This window comes from Suttonella sp. (assembly GCF_056855035.1).
Genome location: NZ_JBXGGR010000044.1, coordinates 13,883 through 30,194, shown reverse-complemented (window position 1 = coordinate 30,194; position 16,312 = coordinate 13,883). Strand labels below are relative to the sequence as shown.

At 51.3% G+C, this 16,312-nt stretch carries 14 protein-coding genes; 2 read left to right on the top strand and 12 right to left on the bottom strand.

All coding sequences use genetic code 11. The features are described 5' to 3' along the window. Positions 1 to 144: 144 nt before the first annotated feature. Positions 145 to 924 carry a hypothetical protein gene (locus ACJHVI_RS04305; RefSeq protein ID WP_483183395.1) on the bottom strand — a complete coding sequence of 260 codons (780 nt, stop codon included), beginning with the start codon at positions 922 to 924 and terminating at the stop codon, positions 145 to 147. Positions 925 to 959: 35 nt separating this feature from the next. Here ACJHVI_RS04305 and ACJHVI_RS04300 point away from each other — a divergent pair, with 35 nt between their 5' ends. Then, positions 960 to 1,625, top strand: a complete 666-nt coding sequence (locus ACJHVI_RS04300; RefSeq protein WP_483183398.1) for an MsnO8 family LLM class oxidoreductase — start codon at positions 960 to 962, stop codon at positions 1,623 to 1,625. 46 nt (positions 1,626 to 1,671) lie between these two features. Here ACJHVI_RS04300 and ACJHVI_RS04295 read toward each other — a convergent pair whose 3' ends face one another. After that, positions 1,672 to 3,729, bottom strand: coding sequence for a M3 family metallopeptidase (locus ACJHVI_RS04295; RefSeq protein ID WP_483183394.1), 2,058 nt, complete (start codon positions 3,727 to 3,729; stop codon positions 1,672 to 1,674). A 258-nt stretch (positions 3,730 to 3,987) separates the two neighbouring features. Here ACJHVI_RS04295 and glnE point away from each other — a divergent pair, with 258 nt between their 5' ends. Continuing rightward, the gene (gene glnE, locus ACJHVI_RS04290) at positions 3,988 to 6,765 is read left to right on the top strand and encodes a bifunctional [glutamate--ammonia ligase]-adenylyl-L-tyrosine phosphorylase/[glutamate--ammonia-ligase] adenylyltransferase (RefSeq protein WP_483183393.1); all 2,778 of its coding nucleotides are present in this window, start codon (positions 3,988 to 3,990) and stop codon (positions 6,763 to 6,765) included. A gap of 59 nt (positions 6,766 to 6,824) precedes the next feature. Here the strand turns inward: glnE and der are convergent, their stop codons facing one another. From der to ACJHVI_RS04240, 10 genes are all read right to left on the bottom strand, one after another. Continuing rightward, the gene (gene der / locus ACJHVI_RS04285; RefSeq protein ID WP_483183392.1) at positions 6,825 to 8,204 is read right to left on the bottom strand and encodes a ribosome biogenesis GTPase Der; all 1,380 of its coding nucleotides are present in this window, start codon (positions 8,202 to 8,204) and stop codon (positions 6,825 to 6,827) included. A gap of 9 nt (positions 8,205 to 8,213) precedes the next feature. After that, positions 8,214 to 9,365, bottom strand: coding sequence for an outer membrane protein assembly factor BamB (gene bamB / locus ACJHVI_RS04280; protein WP_483183391.1), 1,152 nt, complete (start codon positions 9,363 to 9,365; stop codon positions 8,214 to 8,216). Continuing rightward, positions 9,362 to 10,006: a YfgM family protein gene (locus ACJHVI_RS04275; protein ID WP_483183390.1), complete on the bottom strand. Its 645-nt coding sequence runs from the start codon at positions 10,004 to 10,006 to the stop codon at positions 9,362 to 9,364. Before ACJHVI_RS04275 ends, bamB begins: the two co-directional genes overlap by 4 nt. A 2-nt stretch (positions 10,007 to 10,008) precedes the next feature. Further along, on the bottom strand, positions 10,009 to 11,268 hold the full coding sequence (hisS, locus tag ACJHVI_RS04270) for a histidine--tRNA ligase (RefSeq protein WP_483183389.1): 1,260 nt from the start codon (positions 11,266 to 11,268) through the stop codon (positions 10,009 to 10,011). Then, positions 11,261 to 12,256, bottom strand: a complete 996-nt coding sequence (locus tag ACJHVI_RS04265; protein WP_483183388.1) for a helix-turn-helix domain-containing protein — start codon at positions 12,254 to 12,256, stop codon at positions 11,261 to 11,263. Before ACJHVI_RS04265 ends, hisS begins: the two co-directional genes overlap by 8 nt. Before the next feature lie 2 nt (positions 12,257 to 12,258). Continuing rightward, a complete protein-coding gene (locus tag ACJHVI_RS04260; protein ID WP_483183387.1) occupies positions 12,259 to 13,026 on the bottom strand; it encodes a tetratricopeptide repeat protein in 768 nt (255 codons plus the stop codon). Further along, on the bottom strand, positions 13,023 to 14,123 hold the full coding sequence (rlmN, locus tag ACJHVI_RS04255; RefSeq protein WP_483183386.1) for a dual-specificity RNA methyltransferase RlmN: 1,101 nt from the start codon (positions 14,121 to 14,123) through the stop codon (positions 13,023 to 13,025). The genes ACJHVI_RS04260 and rlmN overlap by 4 nt, the downstream gene beginning before the upstream one ends. 2 nt (positions 14,124 to 14,125) lie before the next feature. After that, on the bottom strand, positions 14,126 to 14,554 hold the full coding sequence (ndk, locus tag ACJHVI_RS04250) for a nucleoside-diphosphate kinase (protein ID WP_115219002.1): 429 nt from the start codon (positions 14,552 to 14,554) through the stop codon (positions 14,126 to 14,128). 86 nt (positions 14,555 to 14,640) lie between these two features. Next, the gene (gene murU, locus ACJHVI_RS04245) at positions 14,641 to 15,300 is read right to left on the bottom strand and encodes an N-acetylmuramate alpha-1-phosphate uridylyltransferase MurU (RefSeq protein WP_483183385.1); all 660 of its coding nucleotides are present in this window, start codon (positions 15,298 to 15,300) and stop codon (positions 14,641 to 14,643) included. Beyond that, entirely contained in the window at positions 15,297 to 16,310 is a 1,014-nt protein-coding gene (locus ACJHVI_RS04240; RefSeq protein ID WP_483183384.1) for an aminoglycoside phosphotransferase family protein, read from the bottom strand. Before ACJHVI_RS04240 ends, murU begins: the two co-directional genes overlap by 4 nt. Positions 16,311 to 16,312: the final 2 nt, after the last annotated feature.

Here is a 16,312-nt window from a genome sequence, read left to right as displayed (position 1 = left end):
GGTGATGTGTTTGAATTTGTTGAAAGCAGCCAATAAGTTAAGGCTAATTGTGCCTATTGCTGCCTGAAAAGGCGGTAAGCAGCCTGAAATGGGCTGTTTAATCAGGGTGAATGGGTAAAATTTGGGCACATAATGCCATTTTTCTTAAAAACCCCAAAGCGCGTGCAAACCGCTTGCATGGCTTTGGGGTTTTGCAAAGGTTTCAGGTTGGTAGTCCACACTTCTTGCGCTGTCGAAAAAATCGGCAGGATAAGTATCGGCGGCATAAATTTCCGCCTCTTCCGGTGCATAAGAAAATTCATAAACGCTGTCGTCTTTATTACGCAATGCCGGCGGGCGGAACTTAGGATCTACCGAGGGATAAGAAGATATCCAAAAAATCGAATGCATCGGAATGATGCGTAGCGGCGGCGAATAGCGGGTATAAACGCTGACGTCTAATGCTTCCAGCTGTTTATTGTATTGCGCGATAGTTTTATCCAAGAGAGCGATTTCTTCCGCGCTCAATTCGCTTTTTGCCCACACAATCTGCATGAGCCCCATAAACACGCGGGTATTTTGACTTTCCCCAGTAAAGAGCAGGTCTTTATCGACCGCGTCGTGGCCGTGTTTGAGATAGGCTTTTGCCAACAGCTTTTCAGGCAGCCCGGCAAATAATTTTTTGGATAAGGCAACACTGCGCTCGGGATTAAGGTTATCTATTCTCAGATATTCATGAACCAGATGAAATTCCGGCGTTAAAAACAGCAGGGTTTCGCCGTGATAAAAGATCCTGAGCGATGTCGTTTGCGAATAGGAATAATATGGTGGTAAGGGTTTTCTGCTGCAATTGATGCCGCCACCACAGGGGCGCAAACGGCAGCCCGACAAGGCAGTTAGTGCCGCTGAAGACAAGCTCAGTGTGATAAATTTTCTTCTATCCATAATGTCTCACTTTATTTCATTTTGACTATTTTCTACTGGGGCGCGCGCCCGGCACGGATCAGCGCACCGCTGCCGCTTTGCGCCGTCATTTATCCCATCAACCTTATGATTTAGCACAAGATATCGCCGAATTACAATATTATTTCTCGCCGCCGCAAAATGAAGACAGCGTGCGCGCCTACCCTGCGGCAGGGATTGATGTGCCGCTGTATATTCTCGGCTCCAGCACGGAAAGCGCCTATCTTGCCGCCGCTTTAGGACTGCCTTATGCCTTTGCCGCACATTTCGCGCCCGCCATGCTCTTGCAGGCGGCGGATATTTATCGCCGCCATTTCCAAGCCTCGCCGCAATATGCCCAACCCTATTTCATTGTCGCGCTCAATGCCATTGTGGCGGAAACAGAAGCGGAAGCCGCCTATCTTGCCAGCTCGCAGCAGCAATTTTTCCTAAACGTCGTTACCAACAGCCGCCGCCCCTTGGCGCCGCCGGTAGACAATATCGACGCGCTATGGACACCGACACAGAAATACCAAGTCGAACACATGACCGCCTGCAGCATGATCGGCAGCCCCGACAGCGTAAAAACGCAAATCGCTGCCCTGCAAGCGCAAATTTATGCCGATGAAATCATGGCGGTCAGCTATATTTACGATGAAGACTTACAGCATCGTTCTTATCAATTGTTCAAAAACCTGTTCTAAGAAAAAAGCCGTGCATAGCACGGCTTTGCAAGAAAAATCATCGCTTTTATTGTGCGATACCGCTATGGCGCAGCAAGGCATCAATATTAGGTTCGCGCCCGCGGAAAGCGATAAAGCTGTCCATGCTGCTGCGACTGCTGCCCACTGCCAGTATTTCGTCGCGGAATCGCGCGCCGGTATCGGCATTAAGCACGCCGCCGCTTTCGGCAGCCTTTTCTTCAAAAGCAGCGAAGCTGTCTGCGGATAAGACTTCCGCCCATTTGTAGCTGTAATAGCCTGCCGCATAGCCGCCGGCAAAGATGTGCGAAAACTGCATGGGGAAGCGGTTGTTCGGATAATCGGGCGTGACGCTCACGGCTTGGCGTACGGCTTTAAGTACCGCCAACACCTCTTTGTCCTGATTGTCCTTATCGTGTATGCGCATATCAAAAATCGCAAATTCCAATTGGCGCAGCATTGCCATTGCCGATTGGAAATTTTTTGCCGCCAGCAATTTCTCAAACAATTCCTGCGGTAAAGCTGCGCCGCTTTCCTGATGCGCGGTCATCATGGCAAGGCAGTCGCAGTCGTAGCAGAAGTTTTCCATAAACTGACTGGGCTGCTCCACCGCGTCCCATTCCACGCCGCTGATGCCCGAAGCGCCGTATTCATCGACTGTCGTCAGCATATGATGCAGACCGTGTCCGAATTCATGGAATAAGGTGGTCACTTCATCATGCGTGATATAGGCATCGGCATCGCCCACAGGCGGCGTGAAATTACAAACCAAATGCGCTACCGGCAATTGCAATTGTTCTCCGTCGCGAAAACGCGATACGGCGCTGTCCATCCATGCGCCGCCGCGTTTTTTCTCGCGCGCATAGGGGTCGAGATAAAAACGCGCCTGCAATTGTCCCGCCGCATCCAACACATCGTAAACGCTGACATCTTTATGCCATACGCTAAGCTGCGTATTGCGGGCAAAGCGCACACCAAATAGTTGCTGCGTAATGGCGAACATACCTTCCATAACTTTGCCGAAAGGGAAATAGGGGCGCAAATCTTCTTGCGACAAGGCATAACGTTGCTGACGCAATTTTTCCGCCGCATAACTGACGTCCCAAGGCTGTAAATCGGCAAGGTTCAGCGTCTCTGCGGCAAATGCGCGCAAAGCCTGCATTTCTTTCTCCCCTGCCGCCTTAGATTTGTGCAGCAAATCTTGCAGGAAATCCGCCACTTTCTGCGGAGTTTCCGCCATTTTATTGTCATCGGTAGAAAGGCTGGCAAAATCGGCATAGCCCAATAATTGCGCCAATTGCTGACGGATATGCAAAATTTCTTTAACGATGGCGGCATTGTCGAACTGCGCATCATCGCTTAATTCCGAAGCACGTGCGTTATAGGCTTTATATACCGTTTCGCGCAATTGGCGGTCTTCGGCATAACTTAATACGGGAATCACGACGGGTGCGTCTAAGGTCATACGATAGCCCGACTGCCCTTGCTGCTGCGCCAAAGATTGCATCAAAGCCAATGCGGAAGCCGGCAAACCGCTTAGGCGGCTATCGTCATTGTTCAGCAGCAAATGCCAAGCATTGGTCGCATCTAAAACATGATTGGAAAACTCCGTTCCCAATTCCGACAAACGCAGGCTGAATGCCTTAAATTGCGCTTTTTTCTCATCCGGCAAAGCCACGCCGCTACGCTCGAAATCGGCAATCTGATCACGAATAATTTTCTGCTGCGTTGCATTTAAGCCAGCAAATGCCGCGCCCGATTGCAGGCGTTTGATTGCCTCATACAAGCCCTTATGCTGCGCCATATCCGCACCGTATTCCGACAATGCCGGCAATACCGCTTCATAAGCCTCGCGCCATTCCTGCGTGCTTAACACGCTGTGCAAATGCGCAATCGGGCTAAACGCTAAAGACAGGCGATTATCCATACGCGCCAAAGGCAACATCAAGCTCTCCCAAGTCGGCTGCTCTTGAGCAATCAGAGCATCTACCGCCGCGCGGTTTTCCTTAAGAATTTCCAAAACCGCCGTATGATGCTCCGGCTTAATCTGATGATAATCAGGCTCGGTTGAAGGCTGATAAAGGGGATTGTGAGAAAAATCAGTCATCGCATTCTCCTTAATAAAATATTTCCGCTTAAATGGCGCTGAAAGCGAATAATTCAATTTAATTGCCGTTTTTATTATTCAATATACTGATTTAAATCAAAATTAATTATATATTTTGCTATTCTCCGCCGCTTGACGAGAAAATCCCTCGCACTTTATTCGCTTTGCTGTGCATAAAAAAGCCCACGGCACCGCCCTCCCCTTGCCAAGCCTTGCGCTTTGCCTACAATAAGGCTTTTGTAGCTCTAAGGATTTTTGATGTTTTCGCTCTCACAATGGCAAAGCGATAGTGCCGCCTATTCTTGGGCGCAGCGGGAAGATATTCTTCTGCTGGTTCAGGCCAGCCCTTATGCCGCGCAGCAATTGCTCAATCAGCCCGAAATGCTTGATTTGTTCGACTGCGATTGGCAGGATTTTGATTTCGGCACCGTCGGCGGCTTTTGGCAAGACTGCGGCGATGAAGCGACATTGATGCGCGAATTGCGCCGCTGCAAACACCGCTATCAAAGTGCATTGATTTACGCCCTGCTCTGCCGAGGGCTCAGCCAAAGCGCTTTTCTGCACAGTCTGTCCGCCTTGGCCGGCGCCTTGGTGGAAGCCGCTTTACTGTGGCAAGAGCGGCAATTGCAGACGCGCTACGGACAGCCACTGGATGAAAACGGCAACCCCTTGCGCTTAACGATTCTCGGCATGGGCAAATTAGGCGGTGCGGAGCTGAATTTTTCTTCCGATATCGATTTGATTTTCGCCTACCGCAATCAGGGCGAAACCCAAGCCGCGGCAGGACAAAAATCCATTGAGCATGAAGTCTTTTTCCGCAAATTAGCGCAAAAACTCATCGCCTGTCTAGATCAAATGACGGCGGAGGGTTTTGTTTATCGCGTGGATATGCGCCTGCGTCCTTTCGGGCAAACCGGACCTTTGGCATTGTCCTATACCGCATTGGAGAACTACTACCAAAGCCATGGGCGCGATTGGGAGCGCTATGCGATGATGAAAGCCCGTCCCGTGGCAGGCGATATTGAGGGCGGCATGGCATTGCTCGGGCAGCTGCGTCCATTTATGTACCGCCGCTATTTGGATTATGCCGCATTGGATTCGATTGCCCAGATGAAGCAGAGCATCAATCAGCAAATCCGCGCCCAAGGCATGGAAAACCACATCAAGCTCGGGCGCGGCGGCATTCGCGAGGCGGAATTTTCCGTCCAAGCCATGCAGCTTGTGTACGGCGGTCAATACCCGACCTTGCAATCGCCGCATTTTCTCGGCGTACTGGAGGATTTGCACCGTCTGAATTTATGGCAGGCGCAGGAATGCCAAGCCCTGCGCGAGGCATATTTGCTGCTGCGCACGGTAGAAAACGCCCTGCAATTTGCCCACGAGCAGCAAGTGCATGAACTACCGCCGATTGACGACAGCGCCGCATGGCAGCGTCTAAGCCTTGCCTGCCGCTTCGACAGCGTAGAAGCCCTGCAAGCGGCTCTGAATCAGGCACGCGAAACCGTCGATCAGCGCTTTCGCCGCATTTTCGCCAATACGGAAAACGGCACTGCGGCTGAAAACAACATCAGCGCCAATTGGCAGCATCTTAACGGCGAACAATTGCGCGCCGATTTAATCGCGCAAGACTATTCTGCCGAGCAAGCCGCAGCCATCAGCCATGCCCTGCAGCAATTCAGCGCCGCCCTGCCTTGGCAGCGGCTTTCGGAAAAAGCCGGCAAAAGAATCGAAACCTTATTGCCGCTCTTATTGCATATCGCCGCGCAAGAAAAAGCCGAAGCCGCCGCCATCGGCGAAATCCTCGCCTTGATTGAAACCGTCGCCTCGCGCAGCGTGTATATCGACATGCTGTCGGGCAATCCGCAATTAATCCGCCATCTGCTGGCGATTGCACGCGACAGCCGCGGCTTGATGGAATTTATCCGCGAACATCCGCTGGTCATTGACGACATCTTAAGCGAGCGCAGCCTCATTCAAGACGCCGCGCAATTAGACAGGGATTTATCCGCGCGTCTTGCCAATACTGATGACGAAAACTGGCTGCATGCCATCCGCGATTTCAAACATGCGCAATTATTCAAAATTGCTTGGGCGGAGCTATACGGCAATCTGCCGCTGATGGCAGCCAGCGACCACCTCAGCCATCTGGCGGAACTGATTATCGACAAAGCCTTGCAGCGCGCTTGGCAGCAACTCAGCCAACGCCACGGCATACCGCGCAGCGGCGACGGCGAAGCGGCGCGTTTCACCATTATCGCCTACGGCAAACTGGGCGGCTTGGAATTGAGCTACACCTCCGATATCGACCTTGTCTATCTCTATGACGACAAACGCAGCCAAGGCAGTACCGACGGCGAGAAAAGCATCGCCAACCAAGTCTTTTTCACCCGTTTGGTGCAGCGCATCAATAATTTGCTCTCTGCGCCATCTACCAGCGGCGTTTTGTATGAAATCGACACCCGCTTGCGCCCCGGCGGACGCAGCGGCATGCTCATCGCCTCTATCGAAGCCTTTGCCGATTATCAGCAAAAGCAGGCCTGGACATGGGAACATCAAGCCCTCACGCGCGCGCGTCCTATCGGCGGCGACGTGAGCCTATGCGCAGAATTCAGCGTCCTTCGGCAAACGGTGCTGCAAAAAGCCCCGCCTGCCGATTTGCGCCAACAAGTCTTGGATATGCGGGAAAAAATGCAGAATAACGAACACTTAGCCAAAGAAGGCTTTCATTTGAAAAAATCCGCCGGCGGACTGATCGACATCGAATTCATTGTGCAATATCTGCTGTTAAAACACGCGCATCAGGAGCCGATTTTGCTGCGCATGAGCGACAACATCCGCCAGCTTGCTGCGCTGGAAGCCACAGGGCTGCTCTCATCGATTGACGCCAATACCCTGCGCGATGCCTACCGCCGTCTGCGCCAAGCCGCACACCGCCGCGCACTTAATCGGCAAAGCAATGTGGCGGATAGCCTAGAATGGCAGAACACGATTAACCATGTCTGCCGCATTTGGCGAAAAGTGTTTGAAATTAATTAAAAAACGCGGTTTTCTCTTGCATAGAAAACCGCGTGGTAGCCTTCGAGATGAAAGCGATATTATTTATCCTTATTGCCATAAGGATTGTGTTTGTCGCGGTAAGAAATGCGAATCGGCGTGCCGTGCAAATCAAAATGGCGGCGGAAGAATTTGCTTAAATACTGCGTGTAGGAAGCCGGCACGTTTGTGGTGCGCGAGCCGTGGATGATGATATGCGGCGGATTGCGTCCGCCTTGGTGGGCATATTGCAATTTAATCGCATGACCGTTGACCAAAGGCGGCTGATGGCGGCGATATGCCAATTGCAGGGCTTCGGTCAATTTATTGGTGGAAATTTCTGCCAAGGCGCTTTCATAGACGCGTTTGACCGCCGGCAGAAGATTGCGGATATTGCTGCCGTGCAAAGCGGAAATGTAAAAGACTTCGGCATAATCGACAAAATGCAGTTTGCGCTCAAATTGCAGTTTGACCGCTTCGCGCGTTTCCTCGTCTAAATGATCCCATTTGTTTACTGCGATGATAAGACCGCGTCCACGTCGTGTAATTTCGCCCAATAAATGCGCATCCTGTTCGGCGACGCCTTCATGTGCGTCCAGCATTAAAATCACCACATTCGCCCGCTCGACAGCTTCTAAGGCTTTGACAATCGAGAATTTTTCCACTTTATCATGCACGCGCGCCTTACGGCGGATACCGGCGGTGTCGATTAAGGTAAAAGGCGTGCCTTCATTATCGACGTAGGGAATCATAATCGCATCGCGCGTGGTGCCTGCCACAGGGCTGGCAACCAGACGGTCTTCGCCGAGCAGACGGTTTAATAGGGTGGATTTGCCGGCATTCGGCCGCCCTAAAACGGCTAATTGAATGCCTTCATTGATGTCTTGCGTATCGCTGTCGCTTTGGCTGATGAATTGCTCTTCAGGCAAAGCGGAAAGCATTTGTGCAATCATATCGCCTAATTTATTGATATTGCGGCGATGTTCGGCAGCAATGGCAAGTATATTTGCCATACCTAGGGCATAGAAATCCGCCAAAATGATGTCTGGATCGGCAAAATCGGCTTTATTGACCGCCAGCAAGACGGGTTTTTGCGTGCAGCGCAATTCATGGGCGATTTTTTCATCGACTGCGGTCAGGCCTTCGCGCCCGTCAACCACAAAAACCACAATATCGGCTTCTTCAACCGCCTGCCGCGCTTGGCTGTCCACGCGAAAATCGATTTCGCTTTCTTCTTCCCGCAGCATACCGCCGGTATCGATAATGCGGCAGGCAATGCCGCCTAAATCGGCATCGCCATAATTGCGGTCACGGGTCAATCCTGGCATATCGCTGACGATAGAATGGCGGCTGCGGCTAAGGGTGTTGAATAGGGTCGATTTGCCCACATTAGGACGACCAACCAGCGCGATAATCGGTTTGAGAGGATAAACTCTTTGCATCAAATTTCCTTATTGCGGCCGCAGCGCGACGATGCCGCCGTTATCTAATTGCCATACAATCACATCAGGCAGAATCAGCGCTTCGCTTTTGCTGCCGCTGGCGGCAACTTTGCTGCGCGCAATCGCATTGCCGCTGCGGCTGTCCAGCCAAGTCAGATAGCCTTCGACATCTAATACGCCGACACGGCCGGGAATAGCCAGCGGCGGAGACAGACGGCGACCGACTAAATCGCTGTGCCGCCATAATTCCTTGCCTGTATTTTGGTCAAGGGCGACCACATGATCTTTGGCGGTGCTGAAATATAATTCTGTCGGACTCATGGCAAAATCCAGCCCGCTCGCCACCGTTTCATTGCGCCAGAGCGGTGCACCGCTTTGCAGATCAACGGCATAGGTTTCTTTGCCGTAAGCGCTGGCAAAGAGGCGGTTATTATTGATTTTGGGGCTGGCGTCTTGGTCGATAATTGCTGCTACGGTGCTTGCCGCGCCGGGTTGCACGAAATTGTCATTGGCAATGCTGATGCCTGTACGCGCATCCAAGACTTGCAATGCGCCGTTTTCATCTGTCAGCATGACAACGCCGCCGCCGATAATCGGCGAGGCATTACCGCGCATAGACAGCATCGGTACTTTGCTGTGATGACGCCAGACTAAAGCACCGTCCGCCGGATTGAATACGCTTAATTGTCCGTCGGAGGCATAAACCGCCAATAAGCCGTCTCCGAAGGCGGGGCGCGACAATAAGACGGAGCTCAAACGGCTGCGCCACATGATTTGCCCGTCTTCCAAGCGAATCGCCATCACATCGCCGTTTTTAGTGCCGAGAAAAGCGAAATTGCCTGCAATGGTCAGACCCGAGCTGATGTCGTTCTCTAAATCTATGCGGTAGATTTCTTTGCCGCTGTCTTTGTCGAAGCGGTAGAAATGTCCGTCGGCGCTGACGGCATAGACGTATTGACCGTCGGTCGCGGGGCTTAAACGCAAACCGCGTTCATGGTTTTTGCCGCCTAGGTTTTTTTGCCACAGAATTTGCGTATTGAATTGCGATTGTACTTCGCGTAATTCATTGGGTTCGGGATAGTTGCTTTCGCCGTAAAACCAGCTGGAGCAGGCGGTTAGGGAAAGGGAGGCAATGGTAAGCGCAAGAAGAGAAGATTTCATTGAGTCTCCTGAGCAGATTCAAGGGCGATTTGAGTTTCCAATTGGCGGATGCGTGTTGCCAACAGCGGCGAGGCTTGCTGCGCTTGGCTTTGCTGATAATGCTTGAGCGCCGCTTCGCGGTTGCCGCGCAAATAGTCGATATCGCCGCGCAATAAGGGCAGCTGCGACTGATAAACCGAGTGTTCCAATTGGTTCAGCGTCTGCATGGCGCCGTCGAAATCTTTGGCGGCAATCTTGACGTGCGCCAACTGCCATTGTGCCGTTTGGGCGATTAATGTATCAGATGCCGTGCCGGCTTTTTCCAAGGCGGCAAGTGCTTCCTGCGTTTTGCCCTGCTGTTGCTGATGTTGGGCGAAAAGCAGGGCGGCAAGGGCACCGTAATTGCTTTTATCTGCCTTTAAATCCGCAGTATAGGCGGCGTTTACGGCGGCATCGTTTTTAGCGGCGACCGCTTTTTCTAAAGTGTCGATTTGATAAGACAGACGGTAATTGGCTTCCAGCGCCCGTTTGTCCCACCATTTCATACCGAAAATAATCAGTAAGGCAATCACAATGCCGGCAAAAATCACGGGCAGATGGCGTGCCAGCCATTCTTTGACTAATTCGGCGGTTTCCGCATCGCTTCTATCATGATCAAACATGTTTATTCCTCAATATTCATGGCAATCACGGCAGCCAAATCCAGCTGCTGCTGCTCGCCTGTCGCTAAATTTTTTAAAGTTGCCAGTCCCTGCTGTACTTCTTCGCTGCCAAACACCAAGACAAAGTGCGCCTGCGCCGCATCCGCCTTGGCAAATTGTTTTTTCAGGGCTTGCAATTGATGATGGACGATAATTTGCCAATCGGGACGCGCGCGGCGAATTTCCATCGCCCAGCGCATTGCTTCGGCTTGTTCTTCAATTCCTGTGGCTAAAATATAGATATCGGGGTAAGACATATCCATCGGGCGCATATTTTCCCACAGCATGAAGATGCGCTCGATGCCGAAGGCAAAACCGGCTGCCGGTGTCGCCTTGCCGCCTAATTGCTCAACTAAGCCGTCATAGCGTCCGCCAGCGCAGATGGTACCTTGCGCGCCCAATTCTCGGGTTGTCCATTCAAAAACGGTATGGCAGTAATAATCCAGTCCGCGTACCAAGCGGGGATTGATGTGATAAGCGATGCCTAATTTTTCCAAAATGCCGCAGACTTGGGCGAAATGCGCTTTGCTTTCCTCGCCTAAATAGTCGTGCAGCAGCGGTGCCTGATTTAATATTTCTTGGGTTTTGGCGTCTTTGCTGTCCAAAATCCGCAGAGGATTGGTTTGTAAGCGGCGTTTGCTGTCTTCGTCCAAATCTTCGATATGGGCGCTGAGAAATTGCACCAACGCTGCCTGATAGGCTTTGCGCTCCGCGGCAAGACCGATGCTGTTGATTTCCAAGCTCACCACTTCGCGGATATTCAACTGCGTGAATAATTCATGCCCGATAGCAATTAATTCCGCATCGAGAGAGGGATTTGCCAAACCGAAACATTCCACACTCACTTGGGTGAATTGGCGGCTGCGTCCTTCCTGTGGTTTTTCATAGCGAAACATCGGGCCTTCGACGAATAAGCGCGTGATTTGCTGCAATCGTCCGTTTTCAATCATGGCGCGCACCGCGCCGGCAGTAGCTTCGGGGCGCAGGGTAATGCTTTCCTGATTGCGGTCGTCAAAGCTGTACATTTCTTTGGACACGATATCGGTTTCGCCGCCGATGGTGCGCTTGAACAATTGGGTTTTTTCCAAAAGCGGCAATTCTGCCGGCAAATAGCCGAATTGTTGCAGTAATTGGCGGATGATTTGCAATAATCGGGCGCGTTTGCTGCTGTGCGGCGGCAAAATGTCATTCATGCCGCGTAAGGATTGGATGGCTTCACTCATTGATAGTTACCTTGAAACGACGGGATTTTCCTACGCGATATTGCATTAAATCGGCGGCTTGTCCATTGATAGACAGGCTCACAGCTTCAGGGCGGCCGATATTGAATTCATAAGGACCGTTGCCGAGGGGAATATCGATGGTATCGCCTGCCTGATAGACTTTAGAGGCGACAACACGGTGCTCTTTATCACGCACTTCTACCCAATTCTCACTGCTAACGCGTAATTGAAGGGAAGGCTGAGCTGCTTGAGTAAGGATATTGTCTTGGTTATTTCCCTCTGCTTCTGATGCGGCTATCGGCGCATCTTCGGAAGCATTGCTCTGTACGGGAGATGTTTCTGATGTTGCGATATCTTCAGCATCAGTATTATCTATAGCACTCAGGCTTAATGTTTCCGATGTCGATGGTGACGGCGGAGTTTGTACCGGCAATGAGGTTAAGCTGGGTATTTCTTCAAATGAATTGTCTACCGGTTGGGTGATTGTTGCGACGTTGTCCGCTGCGATTTGCAGCGTAATTTGAGTATCGCTGCTTCCCGTATTTTCAACAAGCGGTGCACGTTCTTTATCAAAAGCCTGTTTAAATTGGCTGATTAGCCAAGAGTTGGGATTAAATACTTGGGTTAACACCACGCCTGCCAAAGCCATCAGCGGCACAATACTCAGCCAAGTACCGAAATGATAGCGTTTGAAGGAATGACTTTGGCTGGCAATATTGGCACTGCTTAAACGAATTTCACTGTCTTTAAAGCCCAATCGGTTGAAATCGGCTGCCATCACATCCGCATCGAGCCCCAAAAAACGACTGTAGTGCATCAGATAACCGCGTGTAAAAACCGGCGCGGTCATTTCCGAGAATCGATTGGCTTCTAATTTTTCTAAAATATCAATACTTAAACGTGTTTGCATTGCAGCATTGGCAATACTGATGCCTTTTGCTTCACGGGCGGCGCGTAAAATCGCGCCAATATCTTGCGCATCCATCATGCTTAAATTCCTAAGGTTCTTGCTTGTTCCGAACCCTGATAACTACCGCGCATCACGCGCATTAAATCATTTTCTTTTTGCGCATTACCTAAGCCGCGTGCCGCTAAAATGCCGATACGGACGCTTTCGGCGCTATAACCGACATAGGTGTGCACGACTTCGACATAATTGGCAGCCGCTTGGTAGTTGCCTTGGCTTAATTCGATATCCGCTAATGGCAATAAAGCGCCGGCGGCATGGTTGTCGAAGGTCAGGGCTTGGCGGTAGGCGCTTGAAGCCGCTGCCAGATTATTTTTGCTTTGACGGCAATTGCCTTCGGCAATATAGGATAAGGCTGAAAATGAGGTGCCTTTTGCGCGCATACGCGCATATAAATTGTCTAATTCCGGATTGCGGTCAAATTTACATAGAAAAGTAGCGTAGTTCATAAAACCTAGGGCATAGTCCGGATGACTGGCTAAAAGCTTTTGATAGACTTGATCGCCGGCGGCAATATCGCGTTTTTCTTCATATAAGACCGCTAAAATATTCCATGCTTCGGGCGGACGAGAGTTAATTTCAATGGCGCGTTTGAGTTTGGGCTCCGCCAAATCATAGCGTCCGCGGCGTACGTATTCGGCGCCCAATTGCAGATAATCTTGATAGGCTTGATCGTAATCCGCCTGAGTGCCGCTGGAACCGCCGACGGTTCTTGTGGTCGTCATGGTTGATGTACAAGCGCTTAGCCCAAGAGACAAAGCAATTACTGCCGATAATTTTAAAAATTTCATACGCTCTCCTCCACTCGTCGTAGTTTACGCTCTCGCTTGCTGCGGTCATTCACTTGACCGACCAACTGACCGCAAGCGGCATCAATATCCTCTCCGCGGGTTTTGCGAATGGTAACCACAAAACCTTGCTCGCTGAGATAGCGCTGGAATTTCATCATGGTATTGCGTGACGAACATTCAAATTTGCTACCCGGAAAGGGGTTAAAGGGAATTAAATTGATTTTGCCCAGCACGTCTTTTAATAGATGCGCCAATTGTCGGGCATGTTCCGGCTGGTCATTGACATCACGTAGCATCACATATTCCCATGTGACGCCGCCGTGCTGACGGTTGTGTTCTACATAAGCCTTGCAGGCTTCCAATAGGGCGGCTAAGCCGTAGCGTTCGTTAATCGGCACGATTCGATTGCGCAATTCGTCTGTGGGCGCATGCAAAGACACCGCCAAACTCAAATCCGTGACTTCGCGCAATTTATGAATTGCCGGCACGATACCGGAAGTGCTTAAAGTAACGCGGCGTTTGGATAAGCCGAAGCCGAAATCATCCATAAAAATTTCTGTGGCGGGCAAGACTTGGTTGAAATTCACCAAAGGCTCTCCCATGCCCATCAAAACGATGTTGGTAATTAAACGCGGATTGCCATTGCGTTCGCAGCCTAATAATTCTTTTGCCATCCAGACCTGCACCACAATTTCGCCGGTAGTTAAATTGCGGTTAAAGCCGGCATGAGCGGTCGAACAGAAAGGACAAGCCAAAGCGCAACCTGCCTGTGATGAAATGCATAAAGTGCCGCGGTCGTCTTCTGGAATATACACGCTTTCGATGCTGTTGCCGCAGGCATAGCGGAAGACCCATTTGCGCGTGCCGTCGGAAGCGGTTTTATCCACAATGATTTGCGGGAATACGAGTTCCGCTTCTTGTTTGAGACGTTCGCGCAGGGTTTTGCTGATATCGGTCATCAGGTCAAAATCGCTGACGCGTTCGTGATACAGCCATTTCATCAATTGCCGCGCACGAAAAGGTTTTTCGCCGCGCTCGGCAAACCATGCTTCGAGCGCGGGACGCGGCAAATCAAACAGGTTGGTTTTGTCTGTCATCTTTATTGACGGGGGCAGATTTCTTCCGCACTGAAGAAATAGGCAATTTCTTGCTTGGCGGTTTCAGGGGCATCGGAACCATGCACGGCATTGGCGTCGATGCTTTCGGCAAAATCGGCGCGAATGGTGCCGGCGGCGGCTTCTTTAGGATTGGTTGCGCCCATGATTTCGCGGTTTTTGGCGATGGCGTTCTCGCCTTCCAAAACTTGAATCATCACAGGGCCTGAAATCATAAAATCCACCAAATCTTTGAAAAAAGGGCGCTCTTTATGCACTGCATAGAAGCCTTCCGCATCCGCGCGGCTTAATTGCTTCATTTTGGCGGCGACGATTTTCAAGCCTTGGTCTTCAAAGCGGGAATAAATTTTACCGATAACGTTTTTGCCGACTGCATCGGGTTTGATGATAGAAAGGGTTTGTTCAATGGCCATGTTTACTCCTAATAGTTCTTGGGTCAAAAAATCAGCGCGTATGGTATCACAGGCTTATAAAAAGCCGATAGCGCTAAACACAATTCTTATTGGTATTGCGCCTGCAAGGAAGCTAAACGTTCGGGCGTGCCGACGTCTTGCCATTGACCGGCAAATAAACAGCCGCTCAATCTGCCTTGCTGCGCAGCGCGGCGCAAGAAAGGCGCCAACGCTAAAAAGCCGCCGTTTTCGCCGGCGAACAGGCGCGGATGAATTACGGAAATGCCGGCAAAAGTATAAGTGTCGCCGATAATTACGCGTTCGCCCGCCAAATCGAAATCGCCGCTGTTTTTCCAAACAGGCGTGGGCACCAAGAGCAAATGCGCCAGCATTTCCTCCTGATAATCGCTGATAAAACGCCGATAATCAGGCGTACACCAAACATCGGCATTGGCGACTAAGAAAGGCGCTTCGCCCAATAAAGGCAGCGCCTGAATGATGCCGCCAGCGGTTTCCAAGCCGCCTTCGGGCTCGGGAGAGTAGCTAATCTGCACGCCGTATCGGCTGCCATCGCCCAAGGCAGCGGCGATTTGTTCGCCTAAATACGCCAGATTAATCACAAATTCCCTGATACCGGCAGCCGCCAAACGCTGAATTTGCCATTCGATTAAACGGTATTTCCCGATTTTCAGCAAAGGTTTGGGGGTGTTTTGGGTTAATGCGCCCATACGAGAACCGCGCCCTGCCGCCAAAATCATCGCTTTCACAATAATCCTCTTTGCTCAAACTGCATGTGCACCTGCGTCTGCATATTAGCGCAGAGCGAAGCGATATAGGGCAATTGTTCGGCTAAGGCGCGGCTTTCCCAGAGGCTGTCTGCCCAGACCTGCGGCAAATTCGCCAAATAGCGGCTTTTGCCCTCCTGCATCGCCAAGCGCACAAATAAGCCGAGAATCTTCAGATGTCTTTGCAAGGATTGGGCATGGCAATCGATTTGCCAATCCCCGCTGTCGATATGCGGTAAATAGTGGCGGCGGAAATCTTCTTCCCAAGCCAGACGTTGCGCATGGCTATAGGCAACATAGCAATCCCGCGTGAGGGAAACCGCATCATAGCTAGCCGCCCCCCACAGCGCATCTTGGTAGTCGATTAATACCAGTCGCCCATCGGGACTGCGCATCAGATTGCGGCAATGAAAATCACGATGCACCGCCGCTCTTTGCTGCGCCAGAATCATCCGAATCAGGCTTTGCGCCTCTTGTTCAAAAGCCTTACTTGCGGCGGCGCTTGTCGGCACGCCGACAAAATGCGGCAAAAACCATATTTCAAAACGCGACAATTCTTCGCGCAGAATGTCTGCGCTATAGGCGGGTATCTGCTCCTGCAATGCCGAAGTATGGCGCTGCCATTTGCCGAGCAAATCCAAAAGCGGCGGCATAGCGGTTTCGGCATCGGCGGCTAAGGCAGTGTCCAAGCAGGTATCGCCCAAATCCTCTATCAATAAGCAGTCGCCCTCGGCATTAACGGCATAAATCTCCGGCACAGGCAATGCCGCTTCCTTTAATAAAGCACTCAAACGCAGAAAACGCGCACAGCCTGCCTTGTCTGCACGGCTATCAACCAATATCGCGCTTGCCGGCGCCGCTTGTCCGATAGCGAGGCGGTAATACTGTCGTGCCCCCGCATCGCCCTGCATCGCCTGCATAGATTGCACATGCGGAAAAAAACGAACCGCGAACTGCCATAGCGGTTCGCGGTCTGAAAGAAGATGACTCATTG